The sequence below is a fragment of the Arthrobacter sp. SPT-J7 genome, assembly GCF_059089965.1.
On record NZ_JBNHFF010000053.1, the window covers coordinates 1 to 16,260 of the forward strand.

Genomic DNA, 16,260 nt, shown 5'->3' on the forward strand with positions numbered 1-16,260 from the left:
CTCTCACCGCAGTGCGCGAGCGTTCCGCATATTACCTGCAGGAAGTGATGGATGGTCGGACAAAGAAGGACGAAAGGTGTCGGAGGGTCAGTGGAGAGGGCGCATCACGTGATGGAGTGTTGGAAAGCAGTGGGACGGGGACTGCCGGAGGGGACACGGAGAAGCCCGGCCCCCGAGATGAAGACGGGGACCGGGCTTTTCCAGTGATCAGAGTGCTTACTTGGTGATCGGTTCGAGTACCGGATCACCCGCGTATGCCGTCTTCACGTTGGCAGCGGTGACGATGACCGGCTCCAGCAGGTAGGCCGGAACGGTCTTGACGCCGTTGTTGTAGGAGTCCTTGTCGTTGATTTCAGGCGTCTTGCCGGCCTGGAGGTCCTTCACCATGGTGATGGCATGCTCAACGAGCTTGCGGGTGTCCTTGTTGATGGTGGAGTACTGCTCGCCCGCCATGATGGACTTCACAGACTCAACTTCGGAGTCCTGCCCGGTGATAACAGGGGTCGGCTTGCCAGCGGCCTTGACGGAGGTGAGGACTGCACGGGCAAGGGTGTCGTTCGGGGAAAGGACACCGTCCAGGGATTCGCTGGTGTAGCTGCCCGTGAGCAGCGTGTCTGCGCGGCGCTGGGCGTTCTCGGCCTTCCAGCCCTGGGTGACAGCCTGTTCAAAGCTGGTCTGGCCGGAGAGGACCTTCAGGGTACCGTCGTCGATCTTCGGCTGCAGGACGCTCATGGCGCCGTCAAAAAAGACCTTGGCGTTGGCGTCGTCGGGGGAACCGGCGAACAACTCGATGTTGTAAGGGCCGTCCGGCTTCTTGGCCTGGAGCCCTTCGAGCAGTGCCTGGCCCTGAAGCTCGCCCACCTTGAAGTTGTCGTAGGCCACGTAGTAGTCCACGTTTTCGGTGTTCAGCAACAGGCGGTCGTAGGCGATGATCGTAGCGCCGGCGTCCTTGGCCTGCTTCAGCTGGGTACCCAGCTGTGAGCCGTCGATAGCGCCGACGATAATGACCTTGGCACCCTTGGTGACCATGGCGCTGATCTGGTTCTGCTGCTCGGACACGCCGCCGTTGGCGAACTGCACGTCAGCTTTGAACCCGGCCCCGTTCAGGCCGTCATTGAACAGCTTTTCTGCAAGCACCCAGTTCTCACTGGTTTTTTGCGGGAGCGCGACGCCGATGGAGGAGCTCTGTTCGAACCCTCCTGCGCCGCCCTCGGTTCCTCCGCCCGTGCCGGTTTCCGAGCGTCCGCAGCCCGTCAGCGCCAGTGCTGCGATGGCAGCAACTGCTGCGGCCTTTCCTGCTTTACCAATCATTCGCATTTGTTGGTTCTCTTTCTTTGTGGTGGTGTAACGCTGTTCAGGCTGTAAGGCTCAGGCTTCCCTGGCGATCGCTTCCTTGGTGGAGGTGGTTTCGTCGGGCTGGAGCGGATTGCTGGGGCCGCCGCCGGAGGGACGGTTGAAGTTCTGGGTCAGCAAGCCGATGATTGACTTTTTGCCCTGGCTCTTGTTGTAGACGTCGAAGGCGACGGCGATCAGGAGCACCAAACCCTTAATGATCTGGGTGAGGTCGGCCCCGACGCCGAGCAGCTGCAGGCCGTTGTTCAGGACGGCCATGACCAGGCCGCCGATGATGGAGCCGACGACCGTGCCCACGCCGCCGGTGACCGCAGCACCGCCGATGAAGACAGCCGCAATGGCGTCCAGTTCCCAGCCCACGCCGTCGAAAGGACCCGATGCGGTGGAGCGGCCCACGAAGATCATGCCGGCCAGGCCGGCGAGGATCGACATGTTCATCATGACCAGGAAATTGACCTTCTTGGATTGAACGCCGGAGAGCTCCGCTGCATGGCGGTTGCCGCCGACGGCGTACACGTGGCGGCCCAGGATGGTGCGGGAGGAGATGAAGCCATAGAGCAGGACCAGTACGGCCAGGATCAGGCCGGGGATGGGGAAGGACGTGCCCGGGCGGCCTGTTGCGAAGAGGTAGGTGGCATAGAGGATGGCGCCGCAGATCAGGACAAGCTTCAGGACGGTCACCCACATTTCCGGAACCTCGGCACCCAAAGCCTTGGCGCGTGCCCTCGAGCGCAGCTCGCCGACCACAACGAATGCTGCGGCGGCGATGCCCAACAACAGGGTGAGGTTGTTGAAGCCTGTGTTCGGGCCTACCTCGGGTAGGTAGCCCGATCCAAGGTACTGGAAATCACTGGGGACCGGGATGGTGTTGGACTTGCCAACAAACTGGTTGAAGCCGCGGAACAGGAGCATGCCGGCAAGGGTGACGATGAACGCGGGTATCCCCACGTACGCCGTCCACCAGCCCTGCCAAGCGCCAATCAATGCACCCAGCACCAGCCCCAGCAGGACGCCGGCGTACCAGGGGATGCCCCAGTCGCGGATGGCCAGTGCAACTGTGACGCCCACGAATGCTGCTACGGAACCTACGGAGAGGTCGATATGGCCGGCAATGATGACCAGGACCATGCCGATGGCCAGGATCAGGATGTAGGAGTTGCCGTTGAAGAGGTTGATGACGTTGCCGGGGGTGAGCGTGCGGCCGTCGGTGGCGATCTGGAAGAAGATGATCAATGCCACCAGGGCGAAGATCATGCCGAATTGACGGGTGTTGCCGCCAAACAGCTTTTTGAGGGCGTTCATGGTGTCAGTCCTTGTGTCCGGAAGGTTCTGGAGGATCCAGAGGGTCAGGCGGCTTCGGCTTTGCGGGCGGAGGTCATTAGTTTCATCAGGCTTTCCTGGCTGGCCTCGTCTTTGTTCAGGACACCGGTGATGGCTCCTTCGAAAATCGTGTAGATCCGGTCGGACAGGCCCAGGAGCTCGGGGAGCTCCGAGGAGATGACAATTACTCCCTTGCCCTGGTTGGCGAGCTGCTGGATGATGCCGTAGATCTCGTACTTGGCTCCGACGTCAATGCCGCGGGTCGGTTCATCCAGGATCAGCAGGTCAGGATCGGTGAACATCCACTTCGCGAGGACCACTTTCTGCTGGTTGCCGCCGGAAAGTTTGGCCACGCCTTCCTCCACTGACGGCGTCTTGGTACGCAGGGATTTGCGGTACTGCTCCGCCACGGTGAATTCCTGGTTTGGGTCTACCACCATGTTGTGGCTGATCTTGCGAAGGTTGGCTGCCACCGTGGTGGTCTTAATGTCGTCGAGCAGGTTCAGTCCCAGGGACTTGCGGTCCTCGGTGACATAGCCCAGACCGGCGTCAATCGCCTGCCGGACGGATTTGAGGGTAATCTCCTTGCCGTCCTTGTAGATCTGGCCACTGATGAACCGGCCGTAGGACCGGCCAAAAACGGAGCGGGCGAGCTCGGTGCGGCCGGCGCCCATCAAACCCGCGAAGCCCACAATCTCGCCGCGACGGACGTAGAAGCTCGAGTTCTTGCACACGAGGCGGTCAGGAACAGTGGGGTGGGCCACTGTCCAATTCTTCACTTCAAAGAACACTTCGCCGATTTTCGGCGTGTGCTCGGGGAAGCGGGATTCCAGCGTCCGCCCCACCATGCCCTTGATGATCCTGTCCTCGTCCACCCCGTCAGCCTTGACGTCAAGGGTTTCGATGGATTTGCCGTCGCGGATGATGGTGATGGAATCGGCGATCTGTTCAATCTCATTGAGCTTGTGCGAGATGATGATGGACGTAATGCCCTTCGCCTTCAGGCCCAGCATCAGGTCCAGCAGGTGCTGGGAATCGGACTCGTTCAGCGCGGCGGTGGGTTCGTCCAGGATGAGAATTTTTACCGACTTGTTGAGCGCTTTGGCGATTTCCACGAGCTGCTGCTTGCCGACGCCGATTTCCTTGATGGGCGTGTCAGGGTCCTCGCGCAGTCCCACCCGGGCCAGCAGGTCCAGGGACCGCAGCCGGGCTTCGGCCCAGTTGATGACCCCACGTTTTGTGGGCTCGTTGCCGAGGAAGATGTTCTCCATGATGGAGAGCTCCGGGATCAGCGCGAGTTCCTGGTGGATGATCACGATGCCCGCATGTTCGCTGGCACGGATGTCCCGGAACTGCTGGACCTGGTTCTGGTAGACGATGTCGCCGTCGTAGCTGCCGTAGGGGTAAACGCCCGAAAGGACCTTCATCAAGGTGGACTTGCCGGCGCCGTTCTCGCCGCAAATGGCGTGGATCTCGCCGGCCTTCACCCGCAGGCTCACGTTATCCAACGCTTTAACGCCGGGGAATTCCTTGGTGATTGACCGCATCTCAAGGATGATCGGGTCGGTTTGCGTGGTCTGGGACGTCATGTTGCCCTAACCCTCCAATGCAATGACTTCTTTGTCCGGCCGGCAAAGCGCAGGGCCGTCTGATGCAAAAGTAAACTGGATCACGCCGGTTGTCGTCAAGTCTTTAACGCATATCGCGGGTAACGAAACGGCCTAGGTCTTTCGGATCCCGGCGTGTTGGAACACCAGCGCGGCCGCTCCCAGGGCTTCCGCACGGTCGCCCAGGGAGGACATCGCCAACTTTGTAGTCTCACCGATTACCGGAACGGCATGCCTCACCAGGCCCCGCTTGATGGGGTCCAGGAGGAGGTGGCCCAGGCCCGCCAAGGGCCCTCCGACCACAATCACTTCAGGGTTGATGAGGTTGGCGACGTTTCCGAGTGCCCTGCCGACGGCGAGCCCGGCGTCGTCGAGCACCCGGAGGGTTGCGGAGTCACGCGCCAAGGCCTTGCGCACGATGTCCGCAGTAGTGAGTGGACGGTCCTCACCACGGCTGAGGAGTTCGATCATCGTGGTGGTGGAAGCGATCGTCTCTAAGCATCCGCGGTTGCCACAGCGGCACACGAGGCCTTGTTCATGGATGGTTTCATGGCCGATTTCGCCCGTGATGCCCACGTTGCCGTAATAGGGTGCCCCGTTGAGGATCAGGCCCGCCCCGATGCCGGACCCGATCTTGAGGAACAGCAGGTTGCTGACCCCGGTGTGCTGGCCCCAGGTCACCTCGGACCATGCCCCGAGATTTGCGTCGTTGTCAACGAAGACGGGAATTTTCAGCCTTTCCTCCAAGTGCTGGAGAATGTTGATGCCCACCCATTCGGGAAGGATGGCTCCCTGGGCCACGGTGCCGGTGCGCCGGTCAATGGGCCCGGGAATTCCCACCCCGGCGCCCACTACGGCGCTGCGCGCGATGCTTCTTTCCCGCAGGAGTTTCTCGAGCAGTACCACCGCCGCCTGGATGCCCTCCTCGGCCTGGTGCCCCAGCGGCAGCGTCACTGATTCCTCGGCGATAACGTGATAGCTCAGCGAAGCGAGGACCACCCGCAGATGCCTGCGGCCGAAGTCAATGCCGACTGCCACCGCGCCGTTGCTGTTGAGCCTGACGTTGAGCGCCCGCCGGCCGGAACTGGTGATCGGCTCCGTGGATGCCAGGCCCGAGTCGAGCATGATTTTCACGATATTGGAGACGGTGGCGGTGGAGAGCCCGGTCTGTCGGGCCAGTTCCGCCTGGGTGGACGGCCCGCCCATCAGCGACTCGATAATCCGCTGCTGGTTCAGTTGCCTGAGCGCGGATTGCGAGCCGGGATTCTTGGGTTTGCTCCTCGTTGAGCGCGAAGTTGCGGGCATGCTTGAAAGGTTGCCTCATCCGAACTCTTGTAGTCAAGAAGTTAACGCAATGAGGTCTGCGAGGGCTTGCGGAGATCAGGATAATCTGCCCGCGGGTGTGGGGGAGGAGGTGCAAAAGACCCCGTTCGTCCAGCGCGGCCGTCGCTAGTCTGATGTCAGGGCTAGATCTGAGGCCTGTTCCAACGATGGAAGGTGGCCGCCGTGTTGCTGGCACTCCTGCAGGCGAACGCTGTTGTTATGGATGTGGATGCCAACTGTGCAGCTATCGAGGCAGCGGCTGAGGCCGCTGCATCTGCCGGGGCTGCCGTCCTGGTGACACCCGAACTCTTTCCCGTGGGTTACGCACCGCGCCGGGTCCGCGCAGAGCTGGATCCCAACTCCCTGCCCGGGCTGCGTGCGAAGCTTGCCAATATCTCGCGCCGCCACCGCATCGGCCTGGTGTACAGCCTTCCCCAGCTCACCGGGCAAGGGGAGTGGCAGATCAGTGCAACCCTGCTTGATGCCGGCGGTGACGCTCTGCTCAGCTATGCCAAGGTGCACCTTTTCGGTCCGGACGAACGTGCTGCCTTCAGCCCGGCGGCCCAGCCTCCCGCCGTCGTGGAATTCCATGGTGTCCGGACCTCCATGGTGATCTGCTATGACGTTGAATTCCCCGAGGCAGTCCGGGCTGCCGCCGTTGCCGGAGCCGAGCTGCTCCTGGTGCCGACTGCACTGGCTCACGGCTATGACGACGTTCCGCAGGTGTTGCTGCGGGCGCGGGCGCTGGAAAGCCAGCTGTCCATCGCCTACGCCAACCACGCAGGCGTCGAGGAGGGCTGCAGGTTCCTCGGCGGCAGCGTCATCGCCGGGCCGGACGGCAGGTTGCTGGCCGCGGCCGGCGAGGAACCGCAGCTCCTTTTCGCTGAGCTGGACGAGGGCGCCGCCGCCAGTGCACGCGGCGACGTGCCGTACCTCACCGAACGGCGGCCTGATCTCTACCGCTCCTGGGGCGGCTGAGGGTTTTCCGCTACCAGGCCGTCCGTATACTGCAGCGCAATCCAAAGCTCTGCCCGCGACTGGGCCTGGCCAAGATCCATCTCCAACAGTTCCGCGATAGCATTCACCTGCCGCCGCACGCTGTTCCGGTGCAGGCCCAGATCCTTGGCCGTGGCGTCCCAACTTCCGTTCGCCGCCAGCCAGGACCGGAGAACGCGGAGCTGGACATCACGGCGTTCGGGCTCCAGTTCCAGGACCGGCGCCAAGAGCTTTCCTGCCAGAATGGTCCCGGCCTCGTCACCCAGCAGGCCGGTCACGGACCAGGTCACCTCGTCCACCCGCGCGCTTTTCCCCGTGGCCAGCACGCGGGGACGAAGCGACGTTGCCCGCCGGTAGGTTTCCGGCAAGCCGGACAGTTCAGTCTGCTCACCCACCACCAGGCGCCAGCCCAGCTGCTCCACCTCGGCGATCAACTGTTCATCCACCTTCAGCCGGGTGACTGCCGCGAATCCGTAATCGGTCAGCTCCACCATCTTGCTGTCGAATATCCGGCGCCACTGCAGCAGCTCCCGCACGGGCCCGTCCTCCGAGGCGGGGGCACCGGCCCCCCGCAGGCCCTGAACCACCCGGACCGGACCGGACCGCGTACCGGCGACGCTTTGCGCCAACAGGTCCTTCAGTACGTTCAGTTGCCGGGTGTTGCCGGCGGCCAGGCTCTCGGGGTGCAGGAGCAGGGCGGTGGCGAGCTGGCTGGGCGCCAGGGAACCGCTGGTGCGTTGGCGGACCAGGAGCTCAAGAAGCCCCACAACGGATGAGACCACACTGTTCTGCGCGGGGGTCAGGGCCTTGTCCGCGCCCAGCACCAAGCTGCCCAAGGTAGCGTCCTTGGTGCTGCGGAGCGGGTGGCCGAACACCAGCGCCGAGCCCGGAGCGTCGAAGGTTTCCGTTTCCACGCGGGGGCCGCTCCCGGTAAGGAGTTTCTTGAGGAGGGGCTGAAGCCGGGCAGTGTCGACGGCGGCACCCCCGCGGGCGCGCACGCGGCCGTCAGCCCCGAAGAGGACGGCCCACACTGGAACGCGCTGGATCAGTGCCGCCAGCAGCTCGTGCTCTGGCCGGGCTGAAAGCACTGCCCGCATGAGGTGGCGGTTGGTTTCGGCCAGCTGCCGGAACACCTGCGCATTGCCGGATTCAAGCAGTTTGGAGAATTCCAGGCCCAGGGCGGCAAACGGCACGCTGGCCGGCACCTCCACCAAAGTGAGCCCGTACTGCCGGCAGGCAGCCACCACGTGGTCCGGAACGTCGTCGTAATAAGGCTGCAGGCCAAAGCCCAGGGCGGCCACTCCTGCATCGACCAGCCGGCGGACATACTCCTGCACCCTGGAAGTACTGCGGCTCCTGTCGGAGCCGGCATCGCCGTATCCGCCGTCACGGAACGGCAGGCCTGCAGTGAGGACAAACTCGCCGTCCAGCAGATATGGGGTGGGGTCTTCCAACTCGCTCGGCTCCACCCAGCGCAGGGGCGCCTGGCCGTTCCCTGCGTCGTGAACCATCCTTACTTCGGAGGGCAGTGCTGCAAGGAACTGTCCCAGCGTTACCGCGTCCAGCTGGTCGGGACTACCGTCGATAGCTGGTGCATTACGTCTCATGAGTGAACACTATAGGTCACTTTGCACCTCCTTGAGATGCGGCTCACACCCCTACTGTGGGTGAGGGGAAAACGAGTTCAACCAGCCAACCACACGAACGGACGTCAACGATGACTGTGCCTACACTCTCCGGCCAGGCCCCGGACGGCGCGACCGGAACAACGGCCCGTCCCGCACTGGGCGCCCAGCTGCTGCGCCGCAAGCCAATCGCCCAGATGGTCAACGAGGCAGAAAGCAACGGCGGAGGTCCCCGCCTGGTCCGCAGCTTCGGTGTCCTGCAGCTGACCATGATCTCCGTAGGGGCAACGCTTGGCACCGGCATCCTGGTGATCCTCGGTGAATCCGTTCCGCTCGCCGGTCCCGCCATCTGGATTTCGTTCGCGATCGCCGGCCTGGCAGCGCTGCTGTCCGCTGTGTCCTATGCCGAGATGGCCGGATTGGTACCCGTCGCCGGCTCCAGCTATTCCTACACTTACGCCACCATGGGCGAGGGGATGGCGTGGATCTGCGGCTGGTGCCTGGTGCTGGAGTACGCAGTATCCGTGGCCGCAGTGGCGGTGGGTGCCGGACAGTACGTCAATGAAACGCTTGCCGTTTTCGGCTCCGTCCTCCCCGATGCAGTCTCCCAGCCGCCCGGCGACGGCGGAGTGGTCAATATCCCGGCCATGGTCATCGTGGTGCTCGCAACCATCCTGCTGGTGCGCGGTGCCAAGGAGAGCGCCTGGATCAACACCTCCATCGTGGTGGTGAAGGTGGGCATCCTGCTTTTCTTCTGCGCTGTGGCCTTCACGGCCTTCAATGCAGGCAACTTTGAACCCCTGCTGCCTATGGGCGCCGCAGGTGTCTCAGCTGCGGCTTCCCGCGTCTTCTTTTCCTACATCGGCTTCGACGCAGCCTCCACCGCCGGTGAGGAAGCCCGGAACCCCAAGCGCGACCTGCCAAGGGCCATCATGTTGTCCATGCTCATTGTCACCACCATCTACGTCCTCGTGGCCGTCGCCGCCATTGGTGCCAGGCCGTGGGGCTGGTTCGACGGAACCGAGGCCGCCCTGGTCAAGATCCTTGAGGAAACCACGGGCCAGCCGTGGATCGCACTCATCTTCGCAGTGGGCGCCGTCCTTGCCATCGCCAGCATCGTCCTGACGGTTCTCTACGGGCAGACCCGGATCCTGCTGTCGATGTCCCGTGACGGACTCATCCCCAAGGTCTTCAGCCGCGTTTCCCGCCGAACCGGCACTCCCGTCGCAGGGACCCTCCTGGTAGGGGTCGCCGTCGCACTGACTGCAGGCCTGGTGCCGCTGGGCGCGCTCGCCGACGCCACCAGCATCGGCACGCTGTTTGCGTTCGCCCTGGTGAACGTGGCCGTCATCTACCTCCGCCGCACCCGGCCGGAGCTGGAGCGGACCTTCCGCGTGCCCTTCTTCCCGCTCACGCCCATCCTCGGCGCGGCAATGTGCGCCTACCTGATGGCCAACCTGGGCGCGGACACCTGGGTGGTCTTCGCCCTCTGGATGCTGGTGGGTGTGGCCGCCTACTTCGGCTACGGACGCCGGAACTCACGGGTGGCCGCCCTCAGCAACGCGGAATACCGCGAGTTGTCCGAACCACAACTCTCAACCCAGCAAACCCCCTAACCGACGAAGGCAGAACTTCCATGACCATCGCCACCGAACTGCCGGCATCCGACCCGTCCAGCACCTCGGCCACTTCCGCTGCAGCTCCGGCTCCCGGCAGCGCCGGCGCGGCTCCCATCACCATGCTGAACCCGGACTTCCCATTCAGCTACGACCACTACCTCGCCCACCCGGACGGCCTGGGAAGCGTGCCGCCCGAACTGCTGGGGACGAAAGTTGCCGTCATCGGAGCAGGCCTTTCGGGCCTGGTGACCGCTTATGAACTGATGAAGCTGGGGCTGCGGCCCGTGGTATACGAGGCCGACCGGATCGGCGGGCGCCTGCGCACTGCCTCGTTCCCGGCAGCTCCCGGCGTGGTGGCGGACCTCGGCGGGATGCGCTTCCCGGAATCCGGCAAGGCGTTCTACCACTATGTGGACCTGCTGGGCCTGGAAACCGATGAATTCCCCAACCCGCTTTCCCCGGCCACCTCCAGCACGGTGATCGAGCTGGCCGGCCAGAAACACTATGCGGAAAAACCAAGCGACCTTCCGCCGTTCTTCCGGGAAGTGGCGGACGCGTGGAAGGCGGCCGTCAACGACGGCGCCAAGTTCGTCGAGATGCAGGCCGCGATCCGGTCCCGGGACACCGGCCGGATCAAGGAGCTGTGGAACGAACTGCTGCCACTGATGGACGAGCAGACTTTCTACGGCTTCATCGCCGCCAGCGAGTCGTTCAAGCAGGCCGGGTTCGCACACCGGGAAGCCTTCGGCCAGGTGGGCTTCGGCACCGGCGGGTGGGACACTGACTTCCCCAACTCCATCCTCGAGATTCTCCGCGTGGTCTACACGGACGCGGACGACCAGCACCGGCTCATCCGCGGGGGAGCCCAGCGGCTGCCCGAGGCACTCTGGCAGCACGCGCCGTCGGGCATGGCGCACTGGCCCGAAGGAACTTCGCTGTCGTCACTGCACGCTGGTTCACCGCGGGGCGCGGTGGGCAGGATCAGCCGTGATCCGGACGGAAACCTGCGGATCCGGGAACGCTGGGGCCGCGAAGCCAGCTACCCCGCCGTTGTCACAACCTGCCAGTCCTGGCTGCTGTCCACCCGGATCCACACTGAGGAAGCGCTGTTCCCGGCCGAACTGTGGACCGCCATCGAGCGCTCCCACTACATGCAGTCCTCCAAGACGTTTGTGATGGTGGACCGGCCCTTCTGGAAAGACATCGATCCGGACACCGGGAACGAGGTCCTCTCGATGACTCTTACCGACCGGCTCAACCGCGCCACGTACCTGCTGGACAACGGGCCGGACCAGCCAGCCGTCATCCTGCTCTCCTACACCTGGAACGACGACGCGCTGAAGTGGCTGGCGCTGGACGCTGACGAGCGCGTGGAACTGATGCTGCATTCGCTCGAGCAGATCTACCCCGGGGTGGACATTGCCGGGCACATCGTGGGCCAGCCCATCACCGTCTCTTGGGAAGCCGATCCTAATTTTATGGGCGCCTTCAAGGCGAACCTGCCGGGGCACTACCGCTACCAGCAGCGGCTGTTCACCCACTTCAAGCAGGATGCCCTGCCGGAGTCACAGCGAGGCATCTTCCTGGCCGGCGACGACGTCTCGTTTACCGCCGGATGGGCAGAAGGCGCCGTCACCACCGGGCTGAACGCGGTGTGGGGCGTGGTCAACCACTTGGGCGGCTCCTCGGCCCCGGGCAACCCCGGACCGGGCGACCTGCTTGAGGAATTTGGTCCTATTTCACTGGACTGAGCCTGGGCCCACGCCCGCAGGGTTCTCTGGCAGGCAGCCGGTGCGGCCTTGCCAGGCTAGGGAGCGGGTGGGGGGCTAGCCGTGCATCTCCCGGTGCGCCTTGGCCAGCTCGATGTAGCGGGACGCGTTGGCCCGGACGCCGTGGTACTCCTCATCGGTGAGTTCGCGGCGGACCTTGCCCGGCACGCCCGCTACCAGTGAGCGCGGCGGGACGACGGTACCCTCCAGGACGACGGCGCCGGCAGCCACGAGCGATCCGGCGCCGATCACCGCTCCGTTGAGGATGGTGGCGCCCATGCCGACCAGGCAGTCGTCCTCCACCGTGCAGCCATGGACGACGGCGGCGTGCCCCACGCTGACCCGTTCGCCCACGGTGCAGGGGAAGCCCGGGTCCGCGTGCAGCACCACATTGTCCTGCAGGTTGCTGCCGGCCCCGACGGAGATGGCGGCGGTGTCGGCACGTACTGAGACACCGTAAAAGGCGCTGGAGTCCTCCGCCAGGGTGGCGTTGCCGATGATCGAGGCCGTGGGTGCAACAAACGCGGATTCGTGGACGGCCGGGGTGTTACCGGCGAAGGGGTAAAGAGGAGCCATGGGCCAAGCCTAGGACATCCGCGCAGGGGCGCGGAGGACCAGGAACTGGTAGTGCTGCGTCCAGTAGCCGCCGCCGGGTCCGGACTCGGTGCCGGTACCCTCGGGCCATGTGACAAATTCTTCAATGGCCCCGTGGCGCCCAAAGACTTCCCTGACCGTTGCGTCGGTGCGCCTGCAGAAAAAGCGGGGCTCAACGTCGTCCTCCGGGTTCAGTTCCTCCGCATCGTTGCCGGACCAAAGGCCGACGGCGATCAGCGCGTCGGGCGCGCACACCCGCACAAGCTCTGCCAGGACGGCGTCGATGTCCCTGCCGGGAATGTGCAGCAAGGTACTCATGCACCACATTGCCGGGAAGGTGCCGTCCGGGAACGGCAACCTCCGGGCGCTCGCAACCGACACATCAAGGCCTCTGGCACGGGCGCGCCGGACCTGGCCCTCCGCAAGGTCCACTCCCGTGTAATGGATCCCCGCCTCCACGAACTTCAATCCGTCCAGTCCGGTTCCGGTCCCGATTTCCAGGACGGAGTGCCGCCCTTCGGACTTCAGCAGGGCGATAAAGCGGCTGCGCTGCTCCACGCGGTGGCGCGACGGCGGGTGGTCGGCGCCGGAAGCGGCCCGCTGGTTGTAAAAATCGGCAAGGCGGCGCTCGCTGTCCTCCACCCCCGCTTCCATGGCGCCTCCCCGAGGCTCAGCCGTTAGTTGAAAACGACAGTCCTGTTGCCGTCCAGCAGCACGCGGTGCTCCGCATGCCACTGCACCGCCTGGACCAGTGTGCGGCCTTCCACGTCCCGGCCCATCTGGACGAACTGCTCCGGCGTCCGGGCGTGGTCCACGCGGATGACTTCCTGCTCGATGATGGGGCCCTCATCCAGTGCCGCCGTCACGTAATGGGCGGTGGCGCCGATCAGCTTCACGCCGCGCGCATGAGCCTGGTGGTACGGTTTGGCGCCCTTGAAGGACGGCAGGAACGAGTGGTGGATGTTGATGGCCTTGCCGGTGAGCTCGGTGCAGAGCTCGTCGGAAAGGATCTGCATGTAGCGGGCCAGGACCGTCAGTTCGATGTCGTGCTCGGCCATGATGGCGCGGAGCTTGTCCTCCGCCTGCGCCTTGGTGTCCTTCGTGACGGGGATGTGGTGGAAGGGAATCCCGTAGAACTCGGCCAGTCCTGCCAGGTCACGGTGGTTGGACACAATGGCGGGGATCTCGATGGGCAACGTTCCGGACCGCTGTTGGAACAGCAGGTCGTTGAGGCAGTGCGCGGAGGTGCTGGCCATCACGAGGGTCCGGACCTGTTGCCCCACGCCGTTGAGGCTCCACTGCATGCCGAAGGCCTCTGTGACGGGCTCCAAAGCCGCGCGAAGCTCTGAGGCAGCAGCCGGCGTCGTCACCTCTACCCGCATGAAGAAGTTGCCCGTGGCGGGGCTGCCGTACTGCTGCGAATCCGTAATATTGCAGCCCGCCACCAGGAGGGCGCCGGCCACCGCATGGACGATTCCCGGGCGGTCCGGGCAGGACAGGGTTACTACGTACGCTTGGTTCAGCTGCTCTTCACTCACGCGTACAAGCCTACCCGCGCAGTGGCGCCCGGATTTGGTAGGCTGGGAGCGTCGCAACTGGCGTTGGGTGGCTAACCACCAGGGAGCGGCAATCACGAAGACCACGGATCGTACGCCTGGGCCGAGGGTCATGTCTTGCCGGAATTGGGGCTGCACCTGCGTCAGCACTGCAGCGCCATCCTGCGCTTTCACGCCCTGTCAAAAAGCGGTGTAAAAGCGCGCCAGCCGGTAGCCTGACCTAAGCAGTGCCCGTATCCCCAGCCAGGAGTTCCTCGTGACTACTACAGCCACCTCAACAACCGCCGTGAGCAACCAGCCGCTGGCTGAGCTCGACCCCGAAATCGCAGCAGTCCTGAACCAGGAACTCGGCCGCCAGCGCGGCACCCTGGAGATGATTGCTTCCGAAAACTTCGCCCCCCGCGCAGTGATGGAAGCCCAGGGCTCCGTCCTGACCAACAAGTACGCCGAGGGCTACCCGGGCCGCCGCTACTACGGCGGCTGCGAGTACGTGGACGTCGCAGAGCAGCTGGCCATCGACAGGGTCAAGGCCCTCTTCGGCGCCGAATACGCCAACGTCCAGCCGCATTCCGGCGCCCAGGCCAACGCCGCTGCGCTCTCCGCGATGATCACTCCCGGTGACAAGATCCTCGGCCTGTCCCTAGCCCACGGCGGCCACCTGACCCACGGCATGAAGCTGAACTTCTCCGGCAAGCTCTATAACGTGGCTGCCTACCAGGTGGAGGAAGACAACTTCCGCGTGGACATGGACAAGCTCCGCGAGCAGGCCATCGCCGAGAAGCCCCAGGTGATCATCGCCGGCTGGTCTGCATACCCGCGCCACCTGGACTTCGCTGCCTTCCGTTCCATCGCCGACGAGGTTGGCGCACTGCTCTGGACCGACATGGCGCACTTCGCCGGACTGGTTGCAGCCGGGCTGCACCCGAGCCCGGTGCCCTACTCCGACGTCGTCACCTCCACCGTGCACAAGACCCTCGCCGGTCCGCGCTCCGGTGTGATCCTGGCCAAGCAGGAGTGGGCCAAGAAGCTGAACTCCAACGTCTTCCCGGGCCAGCAGGGCGGCCCGCTCATGCACGTCATCGCAGCCAAGGCCGTGGCCTTCAAGATCGCCGGCACGGAGGAATTCAAGGAGCGCCAGGAGCGCGTCCTCGAAGGCGCCAGGATCATCGCTGACCGCCTCAACCAGGCCGACGTCGCCGAAGCCGGCGTCTCCGTCCTCACCGGCGGCACCGACGTGCACCTCGTCCTCGTTGACCTGCGCAACTCAAAGCTGGACGGCCAGCAGGCCGAAGACCTCCTGCATTCCGTGGGCATCACCGTCAACCGGAACGCCGTTCCGTTCGACCCCCGCCCGCCGATGGTCACGTCCGGCCTGCGCATCGGCACCCCCGCCCTGGCAACCCGCGGCTTCGGCGCCGCCGAGTTCACCGAGGTGGCCGAAATCATCGCCACCGCACTCGTGAAGGGCACCTCCGGCAGTGTCGATATTGATGCCCTGCAGTCCCGCGTGGACAAGCTCGCCGCCGACTTCCCGCTCTACCCGACGCACGAGGAGTGGTAAATCCATGACTAAGACCACCCAGACCGCGAGGGTCCTCGACGGCAAAGCAGCCGCCGCGGCCATCAAGTCGGAGCTGACCGAGCGCGTGGCAGCCTTGAAGTCACGCGGTGTCACTCCCGGCATCGCCACGGTGCTCGTTGGTGCGGATCCGGCTTCGCAGCTGTATGTGTCCATGAAGCACAAGCAGTCCGAAGAGATCGGGATGAACTCGATCCAGCGTGAGCTTCCGGGGGACGCCACCCAGGTTCAGGTTGAAGCCCTGATTGACGAACTCAACGCTGACCCGGCCTGCCACGGTTACATCGTGCAGCTGCCGCTGCCCAAGCACCTGGACACGGACGCCATTCTTGAGCGCATCGACCCCGCCAAGGACGCCGACGGCCTGCACCCCACCAATCTTGGCCGGCTGGTGCTCAACGTCAACGGCGAAATCACCTCGCCGCTGCCGTGCACGCCCCGCGGCGTCATCGAGCTGCTGGAACGCAACGGCTACAGCCTCGCCGGCAAGCATGTAGTGGTGGTGGGCCGTGGAGTCACCATCGGCCGTTCCATCGGCCTGCTGCTCACGCGGCGCGCTGTGAACGCCACCGTGACCCTGACACACACCGGTACGGAGAACCTTTCGGAACTGCTGCGGCAGGCCGACGTCATTGTGGGCGCGGCGGGTGCCAAGCACATCGTCAAGGCGGCGGACGTGAAGCCGGGCGCAGCAGTGCTCGACGTCGGTGTCACCCGCGAAACCGACCCCGGGACAGGCAAGAGCAAGGTCCACGGAGACATCGAGCCCGCCGCTGCCGAGGTGGCCGGCTGGATCTCGCCGAACCCCGGCGGTGTTGGCCCAATGACCGTGGCGCTGCTGATGACCAACGTGGTGGAAGCCGCGGAACGCCAGGCGGGAATTGCCAGGTAGGTCCTTCTTCAAGTCCGACGGCGGCCC

General features: G+C 64.6%; 13 protein-coding genes and 1 riboswitch. Of the genes, 5 read left to right on the forward strand and 8 right to left on the reverse strand.

All coding sequences use genetic code 11. From position 1 onward, the window contains the following. Positions 1 to 216: 216 nt before the first annotated feature. The 4 genes from AC5RWX_RS21935 to AC5RWX_RS21950 form a co-directional block, all read right to left on the reverse strand. Positions 217 to 1,317 (reverse strand): substrate-binding domain-containing protein, encoded by a 1,101-nt coding sequence (locus AC5RWX_RS21935; protein WP_494098417.1) that lies wholly within the window; start codon positions 1,315 to 1,317, stop codon positions 217 to 219. Between the two features lie 51 nt (positions 1,318 to 1,368). After that, positions 1,369 to 2,655, reverse strand: coding sequence for a multiple monosaccharide ABC transporter permease (mmsB, locus tag AC5RWX_RS21940; protein WP_494098418.1), 1,287 nt, complete (start codon positions 2,653 to 2,655; stop codon positions 1,369 to 1,371). A 44-nt stretch (positions 2,656 to 2,699) separates the two neighbouring features. Beyond that, on the reverse strand, positions 2,700 to 4,262 hold the full coding sequence (mmsA, locus tag AC5RWX_RS21945; RefSeq protein ID WP_494098419.1) for a multiple monosaccharide ABC transporter ATP-binding protein: 1,563 nt from the start codon (positions 4,260 to 4,262) through the stop codon (positions 2,700 to 2,702). 132 nt (positions 4,263 to 4,394) lie between these two features. Next, positions 4,395 to 5,585, reverse strand: a complete 1,191-nt coding sequence (locus AC5RWX_RS21950; RefSeq protein ID WP_494098420.1) for an ROK family transcriptional regulator — start codon at positions 5,583 to 5,585, stop codon at positions 4,395 to 4,397. A 201-nt stretch (positions 5,586 to 5,786) separates the two neighbouring features. Between AC5RWX_RS21950 and AC5RWX_RS21955 the strand changes: the two genes are divergently transcribed. After that, positions 5,787 to 6,581, forward strand: a complete 795-nt coding sequence (locus AC5RWX_RS21955) for a nitrilase-related carbon-nitrogen hydrolase (protein ID WP_494098421.1) — start codon at positions 5,787 to 5,789, stop codon at positions 6,579 to 6,581. Here AC5RWX_RS21955 and AC5RWX_RS21960 read toward each other — a convergent pair. Beyond that, positions 6,560 to 8,206 (reverse strand): PucR family transcriptional regulator, encoded by a 1,647-nt coding sequence (locus tag AC5RWX_RS21960; RefSeq protein WP_494098422.1) that lies wholly within the window; start codon positions 8,204 to 8,206, stop codon positions 6,560 to 6,562. The genes AC5RWX_RS21955 and AC5RWX_RS21960 overlap by 22 nt on opposite strands. 110 nt (positions 8,207 to 8,316) lie before the next feature. Here AC5RWX_RS21960 and AC5RWX_RS21965 point away from each other — a divergent pair, with 110 nt between their 5' ends. After that, positions 8,317 to 9,840 (forward strand): amino acid permease, encoded by a 1,524-nt coding sequence (locus AC5RWX_RS21965; RefSeq protein ID WP_494098423.1) that lies wholly within the window; start codon positions 8,317 to 8,319, stop codon positions 9,838 to 9,840. Between the two features lie 20 nt (positions 9,841 to 9,860). Next, positions 9,861 to 11,594, forward strand: a complete 1,734-nt coding sequence (locus AC5RWX_RS21970; protein ID WP_494098424.1) for a flavin monoamine oxidase family protein — start codon at positions 9,861 to 9,863, stop codon at positions 11,592 to 11,594. 75 nt (positions 11,595 to 11,669) lie between these two features. Here the strand turns inward: AC5RWX_RS21970 and AC5RWX_RS21975 are convergent, their stop codons facing one another. The 3 genes from AC5RWX_RS21975 to purU are packed head-to-tail and all read right to left on the reverse strand — an operon-like array spanning position 11,670 to position 13,744. Then, positions 11,670 to 12,188: a gamma carbonic anhydrase family protein gene (locus AC5RWX_RS21975; protein ID WP_494098425.1), complete on the reverse strand. Its 519-nt coding sequence runs from the start codon at positions 12,186 to 12,188 to the stop codon at positions 11,670 to 11,672. 9 nt (positions 12,189 to 12,197) lie between these two features. Next, positions 12,198 to 12,860 carry a class I SAM-dependent methyltransferase gene (locus tag AC5RWX_RS21980; protein WP_494098426.1) on the reverse strand — a complete coding sequence of 221 codons (663 nt, stop codon included), beginning with the start codon at positions 12,858 to 12,860 and terminating at the stop codon, positions 12,198 to 12,200. A gap of 23 nt (positions 12,861 to 12,883) precedes the next feature. Next, positions 12,884 to 13,744 carry a formyltetrahydrofolate deformylase gene (gene purU, locus AC5RWX_RS21985; protein WP_494098427.1) on the reverse strand — a complete coding sequence of 287 codons (861 nt, stop codon included), beginning with the start codon at positions 13,742 to 13,744 and terminating at the stop codon, positions 12,884 to 12,886. 43 nt (positions 13,745 to 13,787) lie between these two features. Continuing rightward, a riboswitch (ZMP/ZTP riboswitch) is annotated at positions 13,788 to 13,873 on the forward strand. A gap of 145 nt (positions 13,874 to 14,018) precedes the next feature. Between purU and glyA the strand changes: the two genes are divergently transcribed. After that, entirely contained in the window at positions 14,019 to 15,323 is a 1,305-nt protein-coding gene (gene glyA / locus AC5RWX_RS21990) for a serine hydroxymethyltransferase (protein WP_494098428.1), read from the forward strand. A 4-nt stretch (positions 15,324 to 15,327) separates the two neighbouring features. Further along, positions 15,328 to 16,233, forward strand: coding sequence for a bifunctional methylenetetrahydrofolate dehydrogenase/methenyltetrahydrofolate cyclohydrolase (locus tag AC5RWX_RS21995; protein WP_494098429.1), 906 nt, complete (start codon positions 15,328 to 15,330; stop codon positions 16,231 to 16,233). The last annotated feature ends 27 nt before the right edge of the window (positions 16,234 to 16,260 follow it).